General features: G+C 64.6%; 17 protein-coding genes. 10 read left to right on the forward strand and 7 right to left on the reverse strand.

Going from position 1 to position 16,331, the window contains the following annotated elements:
- Positions 1-7: 7 nt before the first annotated feature.
- The 3 genes from JMJ56_RS25455 to JMJ56_RS25465 form a co-directional block, all read right to left on the reverse strand.
- Entirely contained in the window at positions 8-748 is a 741-nt protein-coding gene (locus JMJ56_RS25455; RefSeq protein ID WP_202834571.1) for a response regulator transcription factor, read from the reverse strand.
- Between the two features lie 104 nt (positions 749-852).
- Positions 853-2,403: a carbohydrate-binding domain-containing protein gene (locus tag JMJ56_RS25460; RefSeq protein ID WP_202834572.1), complete on the reverse strand. Its 1,551-nt coding sequence runs from the start codon at positions 2,401-2,403 to the stop codon at positions 853-855.
- Between the two features lie 633 nt (positions 2,404-3,036).
- Positions 3,037-3,522 (reverse strand): GFA family protein, encoded by a 486-nt coding sequence (locus JMJ56_RS25465; protein ID WP_202834573.1) that lies wholly within the window; start codon positions 3,520-3,522, stop codon positions 3,037-3,039.
- Between the two features lie 152 nt (positions 3,523-3,674).
- On the opposite strand from JMJ56_RS25465, the gene JMJ56_RS25470 reads away from it, so the two are divergent.
- The 4 genes from JMJ56_RS25470 (at position 3,675) to JMJ56_RS25485 (ending at position 6,103) form a co-directional block, all read left to right on the forward strand.
- Positions 3,675-3,956, forward strand: coding sequence for a type II toxin-antitoxin system RelE/ParE family toxin (locus JMJ56_RS25470; RefSeq protein ID WP_202834574.1), 282 nt, complete (start codon positions 3,675-3,677; stop codon positions 3,954-3,956).
- 67 nt (positions 3,957-4,023) lie between these two features.
- A complete protein-coding gene (locus JMJ56_RS25475) occupies positions 4,024-4,344 on the forward strand; it encodes a HigA family addiction module antitoxin (protein WP_202834575.1) in 321 nt (106 codons plus the stop codon).
- A gap of 501 nt (positions 4,345-4,845) precedes the next feature.
- Entirely contained in the window at positions 4,846-5,001 is a 156-nt protein-coding gene (locus tag JMJ56_RS25480) for a hypothetical protein (RefSeq protein ID WP_202834576.1), read from the forward strand.
- Positions 5,002-5,122: 121 nt separating this feature from the next.
- On the forward strand, positions 5,123-6,103 hold the full coding sequence (locus JMJ56_RS25485; RefSeq protein ID WP_202834577.1) for a Bug family tripartite tricarboxylate transporter substrate binding protein: 981 nt from the start codon (positions 5,123-5,125) through the stop codon (positions 6,101-6,103).
- A gap of 119 nt (positions 6,104-6,222) precedes the next feature.
- Here JMJ56_RS25485 and JMJ56_RS25490 read toward each other — a convergent pair whose 3' ends face one another.
- The 3 genes from JMJ56_RS25490 to JMJ56_RS25500 form a co-directional block, all read right to left on the reverse strand.
- Entirely contained in the window at positions 6,223-7,278 is a 1,056-nt protein-coding gene (locus JMJ56_RS25490) for an LLM class flavin-dependent oxidoreductase (protein ID WP_202834578.1), read from the reverse strand.
- Positions 7,279-7,459: 181 nt separating this feature from the next.
- Positions 7,460-7,786: a hypothetical protein gene (locus JMJ56_RS25495; protein WP_202834579.1), complete on the reverse strand. Its 327-nt coding sequence runs from the start codon at positions 7,784-7,786 to the stop codon at positions 7,460-7,462.
- A gap of 238 nt (positions 7,787-8,024) precedes the next feature.
- Positions 8,025-8,252, reverse strand: a complete 228-nt coding sequence (locus JMJ56_RS25500; RefSeq protein ID WP_202834580.1) for a hypothetical protein — start codon at positions 8,250-8,252, stop codon at positions 8,025-8,027.
- Between the two features lie 515 nt (positions 8,253-8,767).
- Here JMJ56_RS25500 and JMJ56_RS25505 point away from each other — a divergent pair.
- Together JMJ56_RS25505 and JMJ56_RS25510 are read left to right on the forward strand one after the other, a co-directional pair.
- Positions 8,768-9,661, forward strand: a complete 894-nt coding sequence (locus JMJ56_RS25505; RefSeq protein WP_202834581.1) for a GNAT family N-acetyltransferase — start codon at positions 8,768-8,770, stop codon at positions 9,659-9,661.
- Between the two features lie 195 nt (positions 9,662-9,856).
- A complete protein-coding gene (locus tag JMJ56_RS25510; RefSeq protein ID WP_202834582.1) occupies positions 9,857-11,035 on the forward strand; it encodes an acyl-CoA dehydrogenase family protein in 1,179 nt (392 codons plus the stop codon).
- A gap of 404 nt (positions 11,036-11,439) precedes the next feature.
- Here JMJ56_RS25510 and JMJ56_RS25515 read toward each other — a convergent pair whose 3' ends face one another.
- The gene (locus JMJ56_RS25515) at positions 11,440-12,345 is read right to left on the reverse strand and encodes a helix-turn-helix transcriptional regulator (RefSeq protein ID WP_202834583.1); all 906 of its coding nucleotides are present in this window, start codon (positions 12,343-12,345) and stop codon (positions 11,440-11,442) included.
- Between the two features lie 260 nt (positions 12,346-12,605).
- Here JMJ56_RS25515 and JMJ56_RS35650 point away from each other — a divergent pair, with 260 nt between their 5' ends.
- The 4 genes from JMJ56_RS35650 to JMJ56_RS25535 all read left to right on the forward strand — a co-directional run bounded on the left by JMJ56_RS35650 (position 12,606) and on the right by JMJ56_RS25535 (position 16,315).
- Positions 12,606-12,848 carry a DUF1127 domain-containing protein gene (locus JMJ56_RS35650; RefSeq protein ID WP_202834584.1) on the forward strand — a complete coding sequence of 81 codons (243 nt, stop codon included), beginning with the start codon at positions 12,606-12,608 and terminating at the stop codon, positions 12,846-12,848.
- 115 nt (positions 12,849-12,963) lie between these two features.
- Positions 12,964-13,431, forward strand: a complete 468-nt coding sequence (locus JMJ56_RS25525; protein WP_202834585.1) for a cupin domain-containing protein — start codon at positions 12,964-12,966, stop codon at positions 13,429-13,431.
- Positions 13,432-13,511: 80 nt separating this feature from the next.
- Positions 13,512-13,925: a DoxX family protein gene (locus JMJ56_RS25530; protein WP_202834586.1), complete on the forward strand. Its 414-nt coding sequence runs from the start codon at positions 13,512-13,514 to the stop codon at positions 13,923-13,925.
- A 1,424-nt stretch (positions 13,926-15,349) separates the two neighbouring features.
- Positions 15,350-16,315: an IS5 family transposase gene (locus tag JMJ56_RS25535; RefSeq protein ID WP_202834587.1), complete on the forward strand. Its 966-nt coding sequence runs from the start codon at positions 15,350-15,352 to the stop codon at positions 16,313-16,315.
- The last annotated feature ends 16 nt before the right edge of the window (positions 16,316-16,331 follow it).

Here is a 16,331-nt window from a genome sequence, read left to right on the forward strand (position 1 = left end):
GGGCGGCTCAGATCTGCTGAAAAAGGGCGGCTTCGCCTGCTACGCCCGAAGCTGCAGCGACATTAAGCTTGTAGCAGCGGCCAGGTGCGGTCAGCAGCAGTTGCGGCTGGCTGGGGATGGCCTCGATTTTCTGGCGCAGACGATAGATATGCGTCTCCACCGTGTGAGTGTCGGCAGAGCTGCTATATCCCCACACCTCGTGCAGCAGCGTTTGGCGCGGCGCCGGCTTACCGCCAAGGCGATACAGGAACCTGAGGATGCTGTTCTCCTTATCGGTCAGTCGGACCTTGCGGTTGCGCGCCGGCTCCAGCAGGAGCTTTGCACCGGGCCGGAAGACATAGGATCCGATACTGAGGGAGGCGTGTTCGGAGCTGTCGAACAGCCGAACTTGAGCCCGCAGCCGTGCCAGCAACTCGGGAAGGCGGAAGGGCTTGACGATGTAGTCGTTCGCTCCGGCATCGAGGCCGCGGATCACATCCGCTTCGGTATCAGCGCCGGTCAGCATGATGATGGGCATGCGGTAGCCCTCGCGCCGCAGCTTGGTGCAAAGGTTACGGCCGTCGGCATCGGGCAAGCCCACATCGAGTAAGATGGCACTAAACTGGCAGCGCCCGTCGGCTAGCACAGCTTCGGCGGAGCCGGCGCTGTCCGCTTCGACAGCGCTGAACTCACCATCGAGGCAGATCTGCTCAGCCAGGGTGGCCCGCAAAGCAGCATCATCTTCGACAATCAGAATGCGATGCGACATGAACACGGTCTTATCCTTGCATAACACAGACAACTTGCGGCGCTGAGAACGCAATACCTTTGCTCATCAGCAAGGCGGATCGTGTGACCCACCCTGCAGCTTTCTCAGGCGAAGAGCATGTCGGAGTTGGCATGCGCAGTGTTGGATAGGTCGACGAAGCTGAAAGCGACCGACCCGTTGCTGTGCAGATCGGCAGTGCCCTTGGCGACAACGGCGCCATTGTAGGTGATGCCGTCTACATGCAGATTGCGGTCAGCGGCAGCACTGCCGCCATAGCTATCATTCAGGAAGTTAACAGCGAGCTTATGGGTGCCAGCGGTCCAGTCACCCTTGACGGTGATGATGTCATCGTGGCCCGTGGCATGCGAGGCACCGGCGGTCAACATGCCACCGATCTGCTTGCCATCGACACTGATCGTGTACTGCGCGTCGCCCTTGTAGCCATCTTGGCTGACCTTCAGCACGAGCGTGTCGCTACCAACTCCAATGGTTTTCACCACAACGGGGCTCTGGAGCATGGGTGCCGGGCTCGGTGGAACGGCCTTGGTGAAGCCGAAATCCATCGGGCCATTCGCGCCGAGGTCCGCGGTACCCTTGCGCAGCGCAGTGCCGTTGAGGGTGATGCCGTCGACATGCAGGTTGCGGTCGGCGGCGGCGCTGCCGCCATAGGCATCGTTGAGGAAGTTGACGGTGACCTTGTGGCTGCCTGAGGCCCAGTCACCTTTCACTGTGACGATGTCATCCTGGCCAGCGGCATGCGAGGCGCTGGCGGTCTGCGTACCGCCGATCTGCTTGCCGTCGACGCTGATCGTGTACTGCGCGTGGCCCTTGTAGGCATCCTGGCTGACCTTCAGCACGAGCGTGTCGCTGCCGGACCCAAGGGTCGTCTTGACCGGGGTTGGGTTGGTTGGTGCCGTGTTGCCGCCGCCCGTCGGCGCAGTGCCAGTCCATTGCGACATCACCACATTATCGATATGCGTGGTGACCTTGCTCGGCGTCGAGCTGTCGGGCCCGCCACCCAGCCAGGCTTGGCTGTTGTTGGCGACATAGCCCATTGCGCCGAAGCCCATCGGGCCGTCCGGGATAAGGTCCGGATTGGTCCAGGAAGCGGTGACCTTGCCGTCCACCTCGACTTTGATGAGGTTCGGCAGCCAAGTCATCTTGTAGTGGTGGGTCTGGTTGGTATCGATGCCGCTGAGCTTGCTGCTGTAGACATCCTGGTTGTTGGCGCCAGCCCAATGCACCGTATGCAGGGCCGTGCCCTTCGGCGTCTCGAGGATGTCGATCTCGCCGTCGCGCGGCCAGACATCCGATTTCGGCCACATCAGGATGGCGGCCTGAGTGCCCTGCGCGGTTTCGACGCGGGCGTCAAACTCGACGGTGCCGTATGTGATGGTGACGCCGGCCGCCTTGCTGTTGAAGCCGCCCGCACTCCAGCTGCCGTTGGCGTGGCGGGTCTCGCTGACCTGCATCTCGCCACTGGCAACCTTGACGTCGCTGGCGCTCCAGCGGAAGGCGCCGTTGCTGTAGACGCCGCCGTCATAGGCTGAGCCCCAGTTGGTATGTTTGAAACCGGCGCTGAAATCGTCGGCAAGTACGACCTTATACTGATTGCCGTTGGCGTCTGTGCTGATTGCGCCGGGGGTCGCAGCCATCGGTTGTCTCCAGGATTGTTGATCACAAACATGTGACCATCTTCGGTGGAATGGGATGTACATTTATCAACCATAAATTGCAATCACGGAAACGTGTGGTTGTGCTGAATTTCTTCTTACGAATTCAGAACGGGATGTTTGGACGTCACACCCACCCCCGAGATCCTCGGTTTCGTCTCGCTTGAACCTGATTTTTGGCAGATTGCCGCGAGGCCCATTCGAAAGCAGCTCTTGGGCAAGGCATGTGACGAGGCACGCGTGCACCGCCTATAGTTGTGACATCCGAACCTGATCTCGGACCTGACCAACACGGCAGGCGATCGCTGCTAGCCATTGAAGCGCAATGCTAGCGGCTCGAGCTGTGCGTGGTGGATGGAACAGGCAACACGGAACGCAGGCTGGCTGCACTTGCCGGCGTCCCACAAGGGCTCCCTGCCGCTCGCAAGCCCGCCTTAAGCCGCTGAAAACTGCGGACGTATTGCGATTGCGGCAAGCCCTGGATCACTTGCGGTAAGGGGGGATTACCGCATGTGATATGCCGCTGCCGCAGTCGGCGCGGCCACTGCCCAAACCTAGTGGTGCGCGTCAGACAGATGGTACCCGCCGTCGTGGAGGCGCTTGTCCAGGTGGGGCTTACCTCTCCGGTCGCGTTTCGTGGGGCTCCGGCGGGCGCGTGCGGCCGGTAAGCGGGTCGTACTCGACGGGCGGCGTCATCCCTTCGGGCTTTTTGGCGTGGCGCGGAGCGTCGTCGCGGATGTCAAGCCACGCCATGGCGCTCTCCACGCAGAGGTGCATCTGCGGCTTGAAGCCGTCAGGCTTGTCGAGCGAGCCAACGGTGAGCCCCATTAACGCGCGGGTATGCCGCTCGAAAAACAGCTGCGAGCCGCACCGGCCGCAGAAGTGCCGGTTCGAGGTCGGCGACGAGCGGTAGATGAGCGGCTCTCCCTCGGTCGCCCGCACCGCTTCAGAGGGCAGGAAGAGTACCCCCATGAACGGACCGCCTGACGCCCGTTGGCACATCCGGCAATGGCAGATGAGGGTCAGCCCCGGCGTGCCGGTCGCCTCGTAGCGGACCGCGCTGCATAGGCAGCCACCCGTTAGTGTTGTCTGGCCGGTCATCGCTCGCGCTCCTCGCCCCAAAGCATGTAACAGCGGCTGTCGGGTACCAAGCATCAGATTTTGACCGCCAGAATGAACGGCCATCCCAGCGCTGAAGCAATCGGCCATATGTTATGCTTGACATAACGGCGTTATGCGTCTCATAACGGGCTATGATCGAAAGCTTTCAGGACAAGCGCACGGCAGCGGTGTTCCTGGGGAAGCTGCCCAAGGGCTTTCCGGTGGACGTGGTCAACGTGGCGCGGCGGAAGCTTCGAATGCTGGACGCGGCTGTACGCCTGGATGACCTGCGAGTGCCACCGGGCAACCGGCTGGAGCCTCTGACAGGAAGCCGGAAGGGGCAGCACAGCATCCGGGTTAATGACCAGTGGCGCGTCTGTTTTGTCTGGCGCGACGGAGGTGCGTACGAGGTTGAAGTTACCGACTACCACTGAGGGGAGTAGCCCCGGTGGTTGGGCAAGGGGCAATTGTGCCCGGCCCATTTGGAGGGATGGACGCCCAATGAGTATCCGCCGCGAGGAACTTGCGGACTTGGACCTGTCCGATGTGACGGACGGGGAGCGGCTAGCGCCGGTGCTGCCGGGCGACGTGCTGGGCTTGGAGTTCATGAAGCCCATGGGCCTGTCCGCCCGGGCGCTGGCGCGGGACATGTGCGTGCCGCCCAACCGGATCACCGGAATCTTGAACGGCGAGCGTGCCATCACGGCAGAGACTGCGCTCCTGCTGGCCCGGTGCTTCGGCACTACGCCGGAGTTCTGGATGAACCTCCAGGTAGCCCATGACCTGGAGCTGGCCCGGGAGGCCGTGGGGACAGCCGCCTGACACCGTCGTGGTTTGGGAGTGGCCGCTGGCGACGCGCACTTGCCGCGACCCTGGAGTGGGTTTCACTGGGGGCGCCCACGCCACACCTCCCCAGACGCCGTGACCCAGGCGCGCTTTGACCGCCTGATTCGCATCGCGGACCGCCTGGCCGAGGTCGAGACCGGCAGCGACGCGGCAGACCAGGCCATCCACGCCGCGCTGGACCGGGCTGGGCCTGTGCAGGCCCACACCACCAGCGAGTCGGCGGCGCAGACCCTGCTGCCACCGGGGTTCGAGTGTGGATGCCCGCCACCCCGGTCGCGGGCTGGGTCTATGCGCCGTGTCGCCAGGCAGGTCTTGAGGCGGACGGAATGCGCTACCCGCACCATGGGCAATGGGGGCAGACCCTGCGCTATCCATGTGCGGGGCGGCAATGCGGGCTTCGGCGATGGTGGCAAAGGGCTGAGACGGAAAAGGAATAGGCCGGGCCTCTCAGCCGGGGGGAGCGGCCGGAACTTCGCCGTGCTCTTCCCCTTCTGGAACATGGTCTTCCGCACTGGCGACTTCCACCTGAATGTCTTCCCCCGCCCTGGCGATCCGGAGGCCGCGCCTTCCCTGGTCAGCGGCGGCTGGTGGCGCCAGCAGGCGGGGGGACGCGGCGCTTCTTCGTCGCCTTAAGTGGCAATGGCCAACTGCGCCGCTTGATCCCACTCGCGCAGCCGCCATACTGATCGTGGAAGAAGGCTAATAATCCGGCCATACGCCCGTCAGACGGCCTGAACCAACCGAGGAGGTTGAGATGCTAGGCCGGTTTCTTCTCGCTGCGGCGGCTCTTCTGCTGGCGGTCCCGATGGCGCGTGCGCAGCAGTTCCCGACGCCGGGGCGCCCCATCCTTCTGCTGGGCGGCTTTCCCGCCGGCACCCAGGCCGACATTTACTGGCGCCTGATCCAGCAGCCGCTCGCGGCCGAGCTGGGCGTGCCGATGGTGGTGGAGGCGCGCAGCGGGGCCTCGGGCAACATCGCCATGGAAGCCACGGCCCGTTCCGCGCCGGACGGACATGTTGTGCTGGCCGCCACCTCGGCCATGCTGGCGATCAACCGCGCCGTGTTGCCCTCCATGCCGATCGACACGCAGACCGACTTGGCGCCGGTGATGAGCCTGTTCGAGGTACCCAATGTGATGGTGGTCAGCGCGGAAAAGCGGCCGCACTTCACGGATTGCCAGGCGCTGATCGGAGCGGCGCGCGCCGCTCCGGGCAAGCTGAACTACGCCAGCAGCGGTATTGGGGCTTCCACGCATCTCGCCGCGGCGCAGTTCGCGACCGCAGCGAACATCAACATGCTGCACGTGCCCTATCGCGGAGGCCCGTTCGCAATGACCGCCCTCTACCAGGGCGATGCGGACCTGTTTTTCTACCAGTCCGGCCCGGTGCTGGATGATTGGCGCCTGGGCCGCGTGCGCCTGCTTGGCATCACCTCGGCCGAGCGCATGCCGACCCTGCCAGAGATCCCCACCATCGCGGAGGCCTGCGGCATGCCGGGCTTCGAGAGCACCACCTGGTACGGGATCGTCGTCTCGGCCCGGACACCGAAGCCAATCATCGACCGCCTGCACGCCGCGATCACGAAGGTGACGGACACGCCCGAGGTGCGGGCGCGGATGGAGGGAATGGGCTTCACGATGATGCTCGGTGGGTCTGAGGCGATGCGGAAGCGGCTGGCCGCAGATATCCCGCATTGGGCCGGCGTGGTGCAGCGTTCGGGCGCGCGCCAGCAGTAGCGTCGGAGGCTGCCCGTGCGAAAGCCGGTGCTCCATCCCAGGCCGGGCGCCGGGCCGGGGGTGGCCGATGCCACTCCAGAGGAGGTTCCGGGAGGCGAAGCCTCCCGGCGCCACAGGTGCTACGAAGCCAGGCGGGCAGGGGCTGGCGCCAACTGCCGCAGCACGGGCAGAACCCGTTCCCCGAAGCGTTCCAGCGAGGCGATCACGCGTGGTGCGGGGAGGCCACTGAACCCCATGTAGAGGCTCCAATGGGTCGGTGAGAGCAGCGTGAAGTCTTCGGCCAAGCGCTCGGCCACCAGCTCAGCGGAGCCGATCGGGGCGTTCTCCAGCAGCCAGTCGATGCTTGGCTCGCCCTCGAAGGGAACGGAGCGCATGAAGGCGCCGTCGCGCGGCGGCACCGCGTCGCGCAGCGAGAGGGTGGTGCGGATGAAGCGCAGCATGCCCTCCGCGGCCTGGCGCTGCTCCGCCGCGTCGGCGGTGACGAAGACGTAGCGCTGGATGGCGAGGCGGAGCGCGGAATCGGGCAGCCCGCCAGCGCGGAGGGCCGCGAGGAGCTTGTCCCGCATCGGCAGCGCCGCCGCCGCCCGGCGATGGCCCTGGCTGATGAAGAGGGAGCCGCCGGCACGCGCGGCGCGCTGGAGCAGCTTCGGCTCGCCGCCGGCCAGGAAGATGGGCGGCATCTGGCCGGGAAAGGCGGCGATCGGGGCCTCCGGGATCCGATAGTGGCGGCCTTCATGGCCGACGAGGCCCTTGGTCAGCCCGCGCTCCAGGATATCCCAGCCCTCTTCCAGGATGGCGGTGCGCTCGGCCATCGGAACGCCATAGGTATGGAATTCATGCGGCTGATGGCCGGTGCCGAGGCCGAGCTGGACCCGGCCGCCGGTCAGCGCCTGAAGCATGCCCAACTCCTGCACCACCCGCAGCGGATGGTGGAGCGGCAGCACCACCACGGCCGGACCGAGGCGGAGGCGCTGCGTCACCGCCGCACAATGCGCGACCATCATCAGGGGGGAGGGGCAGACCGAGTGGCTGGTGAAGTGGTGCTCGGCGAACCAGGTGCCGTCGAAGCCCAGCTGCTCGGCGAGCCGGACCAACTCCACTGTCATGCCGAGGATCGCGGACGGCGTCTCATCCGCTCTGTTCTGGGACATGAGGTTGAAGAGGGCGATGTCCATGCGTTGGTTCTCCGGTCGAGGGCAGGAAAGCAGAATCGGTGCCACTGCGCAGGGGTGCGCCGCGCGGCCCGGCGCGAGGCGTCGGGGCGATCTTTGAGGCGAGTAGACTTCTCGATGATGACCAGCCCGCCAACGCCACCCGGGCAGGTTCACGAGCGTGCCGCAGCAGCAGCGGCGCTGTTCAGCTCGGCCAGCCGCTGCTTGCTGGTTCCGGTACTCGCACCCCCAACCGGGCCGCCGCAGCCTCGAGCCGCGCCATATCTCCCTCCCGCTGCTGTTTCCGCGTCAGCAGGGCCATCGCTTCAGCCGGTGGTATTCCAAGAGCCTCACCAATCCCGGCAGCGGTGGTGATGCCCTGGCTTTCCAACTCCCGGCCGATCGCCATCCGCAACCGGATGGCCTTCAACCGGTCGGCGTCACGGCGCCGGCGTTCCTCGGGCGAGATCTTCGGCTTCGCGGGCAATTTTTGGTTGTCGGGCGGCAGGCTCATGTTGTGGATGTCGGTCAACGCCGCCGCCGGCGCTACCCCACCATGAATGACGCGCGACGGAGCCGCTGGCGATGTGCGGGGCGGTGATGCGGGCCTGGGCGATGCTGGAGAAGGGCTGAGAGGGGGCCATCCGGCCCCGGCCTGTCCTACCGCGACGCGGGGTTAATGCATTCGCAGCAACAAGCCCCTTCCGGCTCCCGAGGAAGCTAGGTAGTCCATGGGCACCCAACTGGAAATGGCTTTGGGCCACTCACCCTCAGTGCCGCTCGTGGTGCCATGCTTGGCCGTCCAGGCGACGGTCGACGCGGGAGCGTGCTTCATCGAGCAACACCGCCAGGCCATCGGGCACACTGCATCGCAGGGTTGATGTTTCGTAGGTGTTCGGTTCGAAGATGGTCAACATCCAGCCTTCCGCGCCATCGTCTTGCACCTCAATCCGATGGTCCCGGTAGTTCTCAACACCAACTTGGCGAGGGCCTGGCATCAGGAGCTCCCAATCATCGACCTGGAAAGTTGTCTGGGTTCAATAGCTCCTGAGCAGTCAAGTTCGTAGAACTGACTTTGTTCCGCATGGCTACATCCTTCCTTGCGATAACCAGCGATCGCAAGTGACAAAGGCCTGTTAGGCTCCAACTACGGGGCTGTCGCGTGTTCTTCTAGCTGTCCAAGCCGTGCACCGCTCCTCGTACTTGCTGCTGCGCCAATGGCTTGCGCCTGAAAGTCGGACACGCAGTAGAGCACTTTGGACAACGGGTAAGGTATTTTGACATCCAGAAAGGTCCGCCTGAGCCGCTAATGCGTCAGCTTTCGCTTGGGCAGGCACTAAGGGTTTCGACACCGGCCGACGCCGCAGGAGAAAGCGGCCCCAACCCACGAGACAAGAGTACCAATCAACGCTTCCTTTGCGCCGGCGAATGGCGCTTGGATGATGCGATCGACGACCTTGCTGGATCCTGGTCCAACTCGTTCCGGCTATTCCACAATTGATTGAGGTGCGGCATGAGCATCACCTACCGGCCGGCGACCGCTGACGATCTCGTTCCCGCCACAAAGATCGTCCAACAGGCTTTCAGCGATCTGCGGCAACGGCATGCCGTGAACCTGCCAACCAACCTGAGCCCGCCGCTGTTTCAAACCTTCTGTCTGACAGAGAACCCCGAAGGCCTATGGGTTGCGGAGTACGACGGAGCCGTCGTCGGCCTCGGCCTCAGTTGGATCTGCGGGGCATTCTGGTATCTGTCCCAGCTTTTCATTCGGCCCGACCTGCAGGCCAGCGGCGTCGGCCAGGGATTGATGGCGCGAACATTGGAACTGGCTGCACACCATGGCGCCACCAACCGGGCGCTCATCACACTCGGCTACAACATGAAATCCGCTGGCCTCTATCTCCGGAACGGACTGTTTCCGCGCGAGCCGCTGTTTCGCCTGGCGGCGCCGGCACCGAGTGTACGGTCCCGCCTGTCAATGTCCGATTGTGCTACCGTGCCCATAGCGCAGCCTGAGGATTGGGTGGGCAGGCTCGATGAGGCAGTGCTTGGCTTCCGCCGTCAACCGCATCATCGCTTTTTACAAGGAAGCGGCACGGTCCGCGCCGCGCAGATCGAGCATGCAGGTCGGCCGGTCGGCTACGCCTATGTCGCGCCGACCGGCCATATTGGTCCGCTTGCCATCGAGCCTGGTACGGATGCACGACCGGTGATCCTGGCGGCAATCGGAAGCGCACTGGAGAGCAACCCGGCGCAGCTGTCGATAAACGTGCCGGGGAAGGCTGAGCGTGCCTTGCAGACGCTGCTGGAGCTTGGCTTCCGGTTAGAGGAGCCGATGGTTTTGATGTCCGCAAAGCCGTTCGGCGACTGGCAACACTACCTGCCCCGCGACCCCGGCTATCTGTAACTGCAGTTCGGCACTCTACAAACCTCATGGGTCTGCATCCGGTGAGCAACAGGATAGCAGCACGATCGAGGACGGGCATGAACGTGGCCTCAGCCTTGAGATCCGGTCAAGCGGGAACGAGTTCTTGGCAAAGTGAATTCCTGAGAAGGGGTGATGCCATGAAGCCGATGGGCATCTAGCGGGGGGGGGACGGCCATGACCGTGGGAACAACCATTGCGCCCGAGGCAGCACAGTTGATCGAGGCGGCCCATCATCTCGGCCCCGCCATTACAAGCATGCGGGATGAATTCGATCGAGAGCGCCGACTGCCAACATCGCTCGTCGAGACATTGCGGGATCTCGGATTTTTCTCGCTTTGCCTGGCCCGCGCTTTTGGTGGCCCCGAGTTGAGCCTGACGGATTTCATCCGCGTCGTTGAGGCGTTAGGCCGGTTGGATGGCTCGGTTGCTTGGTGCGTCACCAATGGTGCGGCCTGCACCTGGTTCTCGGGCTTCCTACCCGGAGACTTCGCGCACCAAGTCTTTGTGGAGGAGCGGGCGGTGGTGGCAGGAAACTTGGGAACCATCGGTAAGGCCGTCCAGGTGTCCGGCGGTTACCGGGTAACCGGGCGCTGGGCTTATGCCAGCGGCATCCTGCACAGCGGCTGGACGGCCGCGGGCTGCGTCGTGCTCGACGGTGACGCACCCCGCCTGGGGGCGGACGGAGCGGCAGAGACAAGGACTGTGTTCTTCCCGACCGCCATGGCCGAGGTCATCGACACCTGGCACGTCGGCGGTCTTCGGGGAACCGGGAGCAACGATTATCGCGTTGCTGACCTGTTCGTGCCGCTATCGCATACCATGACGTTCAGCGAACCCCCGCGGCTATCTGGGCCGCTCTACGCACTTCCTCGGCACACCTTCCTCGCTGCAACAATCGCGGCTGTGCCGCTCGGCATCGCACGTGCCGCCCTTGACGCGTTTCGTGACCTAAGCGCCGGTAAAATCCCTCGTATCGGCTCGGCCCTGCTATGCGACAGGCCCGTGATCCAGACCGCTATCGGGCGGGCGGAGGCGCAGTTGCGAGCTGCTCGGGCATTTCTGTTCGAGGCCTGCGACGAAGCCTGGAGCGCGACATCAACCGGCGTAGCACTAACCCTGGAGCAGCGGGCAACAGTTCGCTTGGCCTGCGCCCAGGTCGCGGAGACCGCGAAGGCCGTGGTGCAAGGCGTCTACGATGCTGGCGGTGGCACTTCGGTTTACGAGAGTTGCCCCTTACAGCGTTGCTTCCGAGACGTTCACACCGCGTCGCAGCACGTCCAGGTCCAAAGCGTCAACTTCGAGACTGGCGGCCGTGTCATGCTCGGGCTTGAGCCTGGCACACCAGTCTTGTGATCCGACCGCTGCGGGGCGGCAGACTACATCTATGGCCACGTTACCTGAACCGCTAATCGAATCGATGCGCAACTTGTGGCGAATGGCAAAGGACGCAGCACCTATGGTAATGCGACACTTATCGCATGTGACCGAGACGCCCAAGCTCCGGGCGCGGAGCATTTGTGCCGCCAATTGATCTCGGGTCCATGGCTGAATCGGGAGGGTTTGGGCGGTAGTAGACCGATCTGGGCTCCCGCCGGGAAAGGTGGGAAGCAGGCCTAACCATCCGATCGCTGCAACGGCCGCTCCGTGTCCATCGTGGACCCTATGGGCGGTTGCCGCTGTTCTCGGGAGCGAACTTTACGTTGTCGGTGTCCTTCGACCCGGATTCCAGAAGTTCGCCCGGTGCATCGTGCCGCTACTCACCTTTCCCGTTTCAACCGTCGCCACGCGCCCGGGGTGGAACCCATGGACTGACGAAACACTCGGGTGAAATGGCTTTGGTCAGCAAACCCGCTGCGCTGGGCGATCTCGGCGAGCGGAAGCGACTGGTCGAGCAGCAGCCCCCTGGCATGGTTGACTCGGCATGACTGGAGCCAGGTGTGCGGGGTGGTTCCCGTAGTCGCCTTGAAGGCCCGGGAAAAGTACGAGACGGACAGGCCGCAGGCGTCCGCGACTTCATGAAGCGAGACGTCGTCCGTGGGATCGGACGCGAGCATGTCCTGAGCGCGCCTGAGCTGCCAGGGTGCGAGACTGCCGGGGCGGGTCTCCCGTGGCCGCATCGCACCGTAGGTTGCCGCGATGTGCGAGGCCATCGCGAGCACGACGTGATCGAGATAGGCCTGTGCCACTTGGTTCGGATCCTCTACGACCGGCGCGAGCAACGTGGAGAGCTGCTGAGCGATCTGATCGCCGGACGTCCATTCCTCCCCTGTGGAAAAGCTCGTCACCGGCGGCGCGCCGGCTTCTGCGGCGAGGTCGTCGAGCGCGGTGCGCGGCAGGTGGACGTGGAGGCTGTCGACCTCCGCGCTCAGGAGCGCCCGCGTTTCGCGGCGCAGGTCGAGAATCGCCAAGGCGCCTCGCCCGACCTGCGGAGCTGGCAGGTGCTGGCCACCCACCCAGAGATCATGCGGCGGGTGCTCCTTGAGCTGCACGATGAGCAGGTGCGCATCCTGTGCAGGGGCCGTCGCGAGCGTCTGCCTCGAGCCGTCGAGGCGATGCCGGAACACGCCAATGCGCGCGTGTCGGGTCGCCGTGCTGATGGGACAGCGCGCCCGTGACGAGCCGTCAAAAAGAAGCTGTTGCTGCATTTCGGAAGGCACCCTCATGGGCTCCGCGCTCCACGGACACCGTTTCTGATGGTCTCGATTGTCCGCCGTCAAGCGCAGACCGCCGCTAGTTGAGGCCAGCGGCCACGCCGCGCAAGGCTCAGCGGTGCGCACCGGCCGAAACAGGCGAAACAGGGCGCTTCTATGCAATCGCCGCGGTCCCGGATCGGTGTTTCTGCGCCCTCCGCTCGGCCCAACGCCGATAACCGCGCCATCGACGCGCGCAGCCCTACGCCAGCCCCGAGTTCAGGACCGCAGCAATGACACTTGTTTTCACCGATTATCCCCCGCGCACCCTGCGAAGCTTGCCCCGTCCCAGCCTGGGCGACCTCGTCGCGGGCCTACTCCGGCGTGGCTGGACCGCTTGGGAGCGCCACCAGCAGATAGCGCGCGGTGCAGCCGAACTCGCTCAGCTGGATGAACGCATGCTGCGCGACATCGGGCTGACCCACTTCGACGTCATCCGCATTAGATCGAGCACCTTCTGTTACCCCGCGGACTGATCCCGTCTCGGCGTTTTCGACGATCCACGGCGTGACCCGGCAAGCACCGGATCCCTCACCCACGCCAAAATCCTCCCTTCAACGCGCCGTCTATGGCGTAGATCAGGAGCTCCCCGTGACCACGACGGCCTACTCAAATGCTTTCTTTCGGGATCCGGCAGATCATCGCTGGCTCTCGCCTTTCCCCGGCGAATTCGTCGCTCACCACGTCAACGGCCAGCAGACCGGCCAAAACTTCTCCTGCGCCGAGGCTGAGATCGAGCCCGGGGTCGGCCAGCCGCTGCATATCCATCACACGATCGAAGAACTGCTCTACGTTCTCGAGGGCGAGATTACCTTCGCCCTTGAGGGGCGACGCTTCCGCAGCGGCCCGGGTGGCGTGTTGTTCATCCCGCGGGGCAGCGCCCACGCCTTCCGCAATTTCGGGAACCGGCCGGCTCGGATGCTCGGTGTCTTCAGCCCGAGCGCCATGGACGGGTTCTTCGAAGCGATGGAGGGCCAGCTGCCGTCGGCTTTGCCCGAGATCGCGCGACGCTACGGCATCGAGTTTGTGGGTCCGATGATCGAGGCGGAACCAGCGTAGCGCTTTCTCCAGCTCCGGTTCGCCTCTGAGTGCCGGCGCGTGACACCGCTTCTTTCATCCCTCAGCTAGAGAGCTTCACAATGATAAACCGTCGCGCCGAGCGTATCGGCCGTGCCCTCGTGCTTCTCGTGTCGGCCTTCCTTATAACGGACGGGTTCATTCAGATTGTCTCGCCACCCTTCCTTGTTGCTGCGCTCACCCACATCGGCTTCCCGCCGCAGGCAGGCCCGGCCATCGCAGTCGTCACCCTGACCTGCGCCCTGCTCCTCGCTGCTCGCGCCACGGCGCCGTTCGGGGCACTGCTCACTACGGCCTTCCTTGGCGGCGCGATCTGCGCGCATGTCCGCATCGGGGAGATAGGCTCTCCGCCGCAGCTCCTTTGCCTTGTCCTCGGCACGGCGCTATGGGGCGGGCTCGTACTGTCCGATTATCGTGTCCGTGCGCTGCTGGCGCCACGCCGAGCCGTCGACGGCTACCGTTCTGAAGCAGTCTGACGGGCTACAATTCCTGCTGCACCGGAAGGTCGACCGCGATGCGCACCCGAAGACAGCGCGCCTGCACAGCGCGCGTTAAAGTTGATTGCTTCCGCAGATCTTCGGCAAAAAGCTTAAGTACGGTGACCTGTACGGGTTCGGATATCAGGCATTCATGTCCTTCCGGGGTGCCGGTTCATTGAAGTAACCCGGTCGGATCTCGGTAGCGTCGACCTCCGTGCCGAGGTTCGAGCACGGAGCAGGTGCTGCCCCGAATGCGGATAGTGGAGTTCCGCAGCCCACAGCCGCCGCGTGCGCCATCCTGCCGATCGCACTGGTCCCTCCGAAGCAGAGCGCGAAGGCACCAAGCGCTACGCGCCAACACAATGCCCGTATGACATTCGTTCTCCGATGCCCGGGGAGCGGGATGATCCGGCTCGCTGCGGGCGGCGGGATCGTGGGCTGCGACCGCTTCGCCATCCTGAAGATAACCGAGGAGCCTGGACCAATCTGATCACTCAACCGACGCACTTCGGAGGGCAGGATCGGTGAGCGATGCTCACTCAGCAGAATCGATCCAGCCATCCCTGGAGTGAGCAAGCAGGTTGCGGCTTCCAGAGATAAGTGGCCGGCACGGGCGACGTCGCACTGAATTTGCCGGCGCCTGGCGCCTTAACACACCCATCAAGGGATCTGTCATGAACCTCCGCCTCGTGCACCTCCTCGGTGCCATCCTCCTGGCAACTGCCGGCTGCGGATATTCTCCTTCCAAATCGGGCCCGCTTTACCCGCGGGGTGGCGATTGCTGCAATCTGTCGCAACTCTCTCTCCAAGCTGCTGCTACGCCCGGGCGTCTGTCTTCGAAGACCGTTGCGGGCCATGGGTGAGGTAAGGTGCGCCAGTTCCGCTCTGTCAGATTGGTCGGCATACTGGCGGGCGCCCCTTATAAGCGTCGGCATTTTCCTGCTCACTGCCGGCGTGGCAGATCGCTTACCGGCAGTCGACGAGGCCGTCCTGGCTTGGACACGCTCCGATGACGATCCGCGGAACGTCGCGGGGCCGGTCTGGCTGACGACCCTGTTTCAGGCCGCGGCTGTCGCCAGCAGTACGGCTGCGCTTCTCGGTGTGGTCTTTGCTGCCTCCGCTGCCCTGCTCCTGGCGCGGCGGAGGCGCGAGGCAATAGCAATAGTGCTATCCTCCGGAGGAGCGTTCACGCTCGCGCAATGCCTGAAGGCGCTCTTCGATCGTCAGCGGCCAAACGAAATGTACCGCTTGGTGGAGGCCGTCGGGCCGAGCTTTCCCAGCGCTCAGACCCTCGTGGTCACCGCGACTTGGACCGCGCTGGCTTGTATCGCTACGCCATCTTGTTGCGTGGGTCGCCCACTTGGGTGCGGTCGGGTAGGCTGGCGCAGGGGCGAGCCCTCGAGCAGTGAGGGACCCCCGCCGTGCCGTTCAAGTCCAACGCTGATCGCCGGCACCACGTCCCCAAGCAGCGCCATAGGGTGACCAACTGGGCTGAGTACGACGCCGGCCTACGCGCCCGCGGCAGCCTCACCGTGTGGTTCACGGCCGAGGCGGTTGAGGGGTGGGGAGCCGAGGCGCGCATGGGCCGGGGTGGTCAGGCGAAGTACTCGGACTTGGCGATCGCAACTGCCCTGACGCTGCGTGCCGTGTTCCGCCTGGCGCTGCGCCAGACCGAGGGCCTGATCGGCTCCCTTCTGCAGCTGCTTGGTCTCGATCTGGCAGTGCCGGACCACTCGACCCTGAGCCGCCGTGCCGAGACGCTGGAGGTGGTGCAGCCGAAGGCAGGCGGCGAGCCGGTGCACCTGCTGGTGGACAGCACTGGTCTTCGGCTATTCGGCCCAGGCGAGTGGCTGATCGGGAAGCATGGCCGCAAGCGGCGCCGGGGCTGGAAGATGCTCCACCTCGCCACCGATACCGACACGGGTCAGATCGTCGCCTCGGTCCTGACGGACCGGGAGGCCGATGACGGTTCGCAGGTCGGCCCTTTGCTCGAGCGGGTTGGTGGTTCCGTGGCGTCCCTCACCGGTGATGGTGCATACGACCGCGACGACGTCTACGCCGAGGTCACAGCACGAGATCCCGATGCGGTCGTGGTGGTACCGCCACGCGCGAACGCTGTACCAAGCGAAACCGCGCCGTCCCACCCAACGCAGCGGGACACGCATCTCCGATGTATAACTGAGCGCGGCCGCATGGGTTGGCAGAAGGCTCCAGGGTATAACTGGCGTGCTCTGGTTGAGGCCGACATCTCAAGATGGAAGCGCGTCATTGGTGACGGGCTGCGCTCGCAGACAGATAGGCGGCAAGCGACCGAGGTGGCCATCGCCGCCACCGTGCTAAACCATATGCTTGAGCTCGGACGGCCGGAGTACGTCCGCGTCGCATGACCCCGAACGCAAGCAG

Origin of the sequence: Belnapia arida, assembly GCF_016773205.1 — a bacterium.
Classification (GTDB): domain Bacteria; phylum Pseudomonadota; class Alphaproteobacteria; order Acetobacterales; family Acetobacteraceae; genus Belnapia; species Belnapia arida.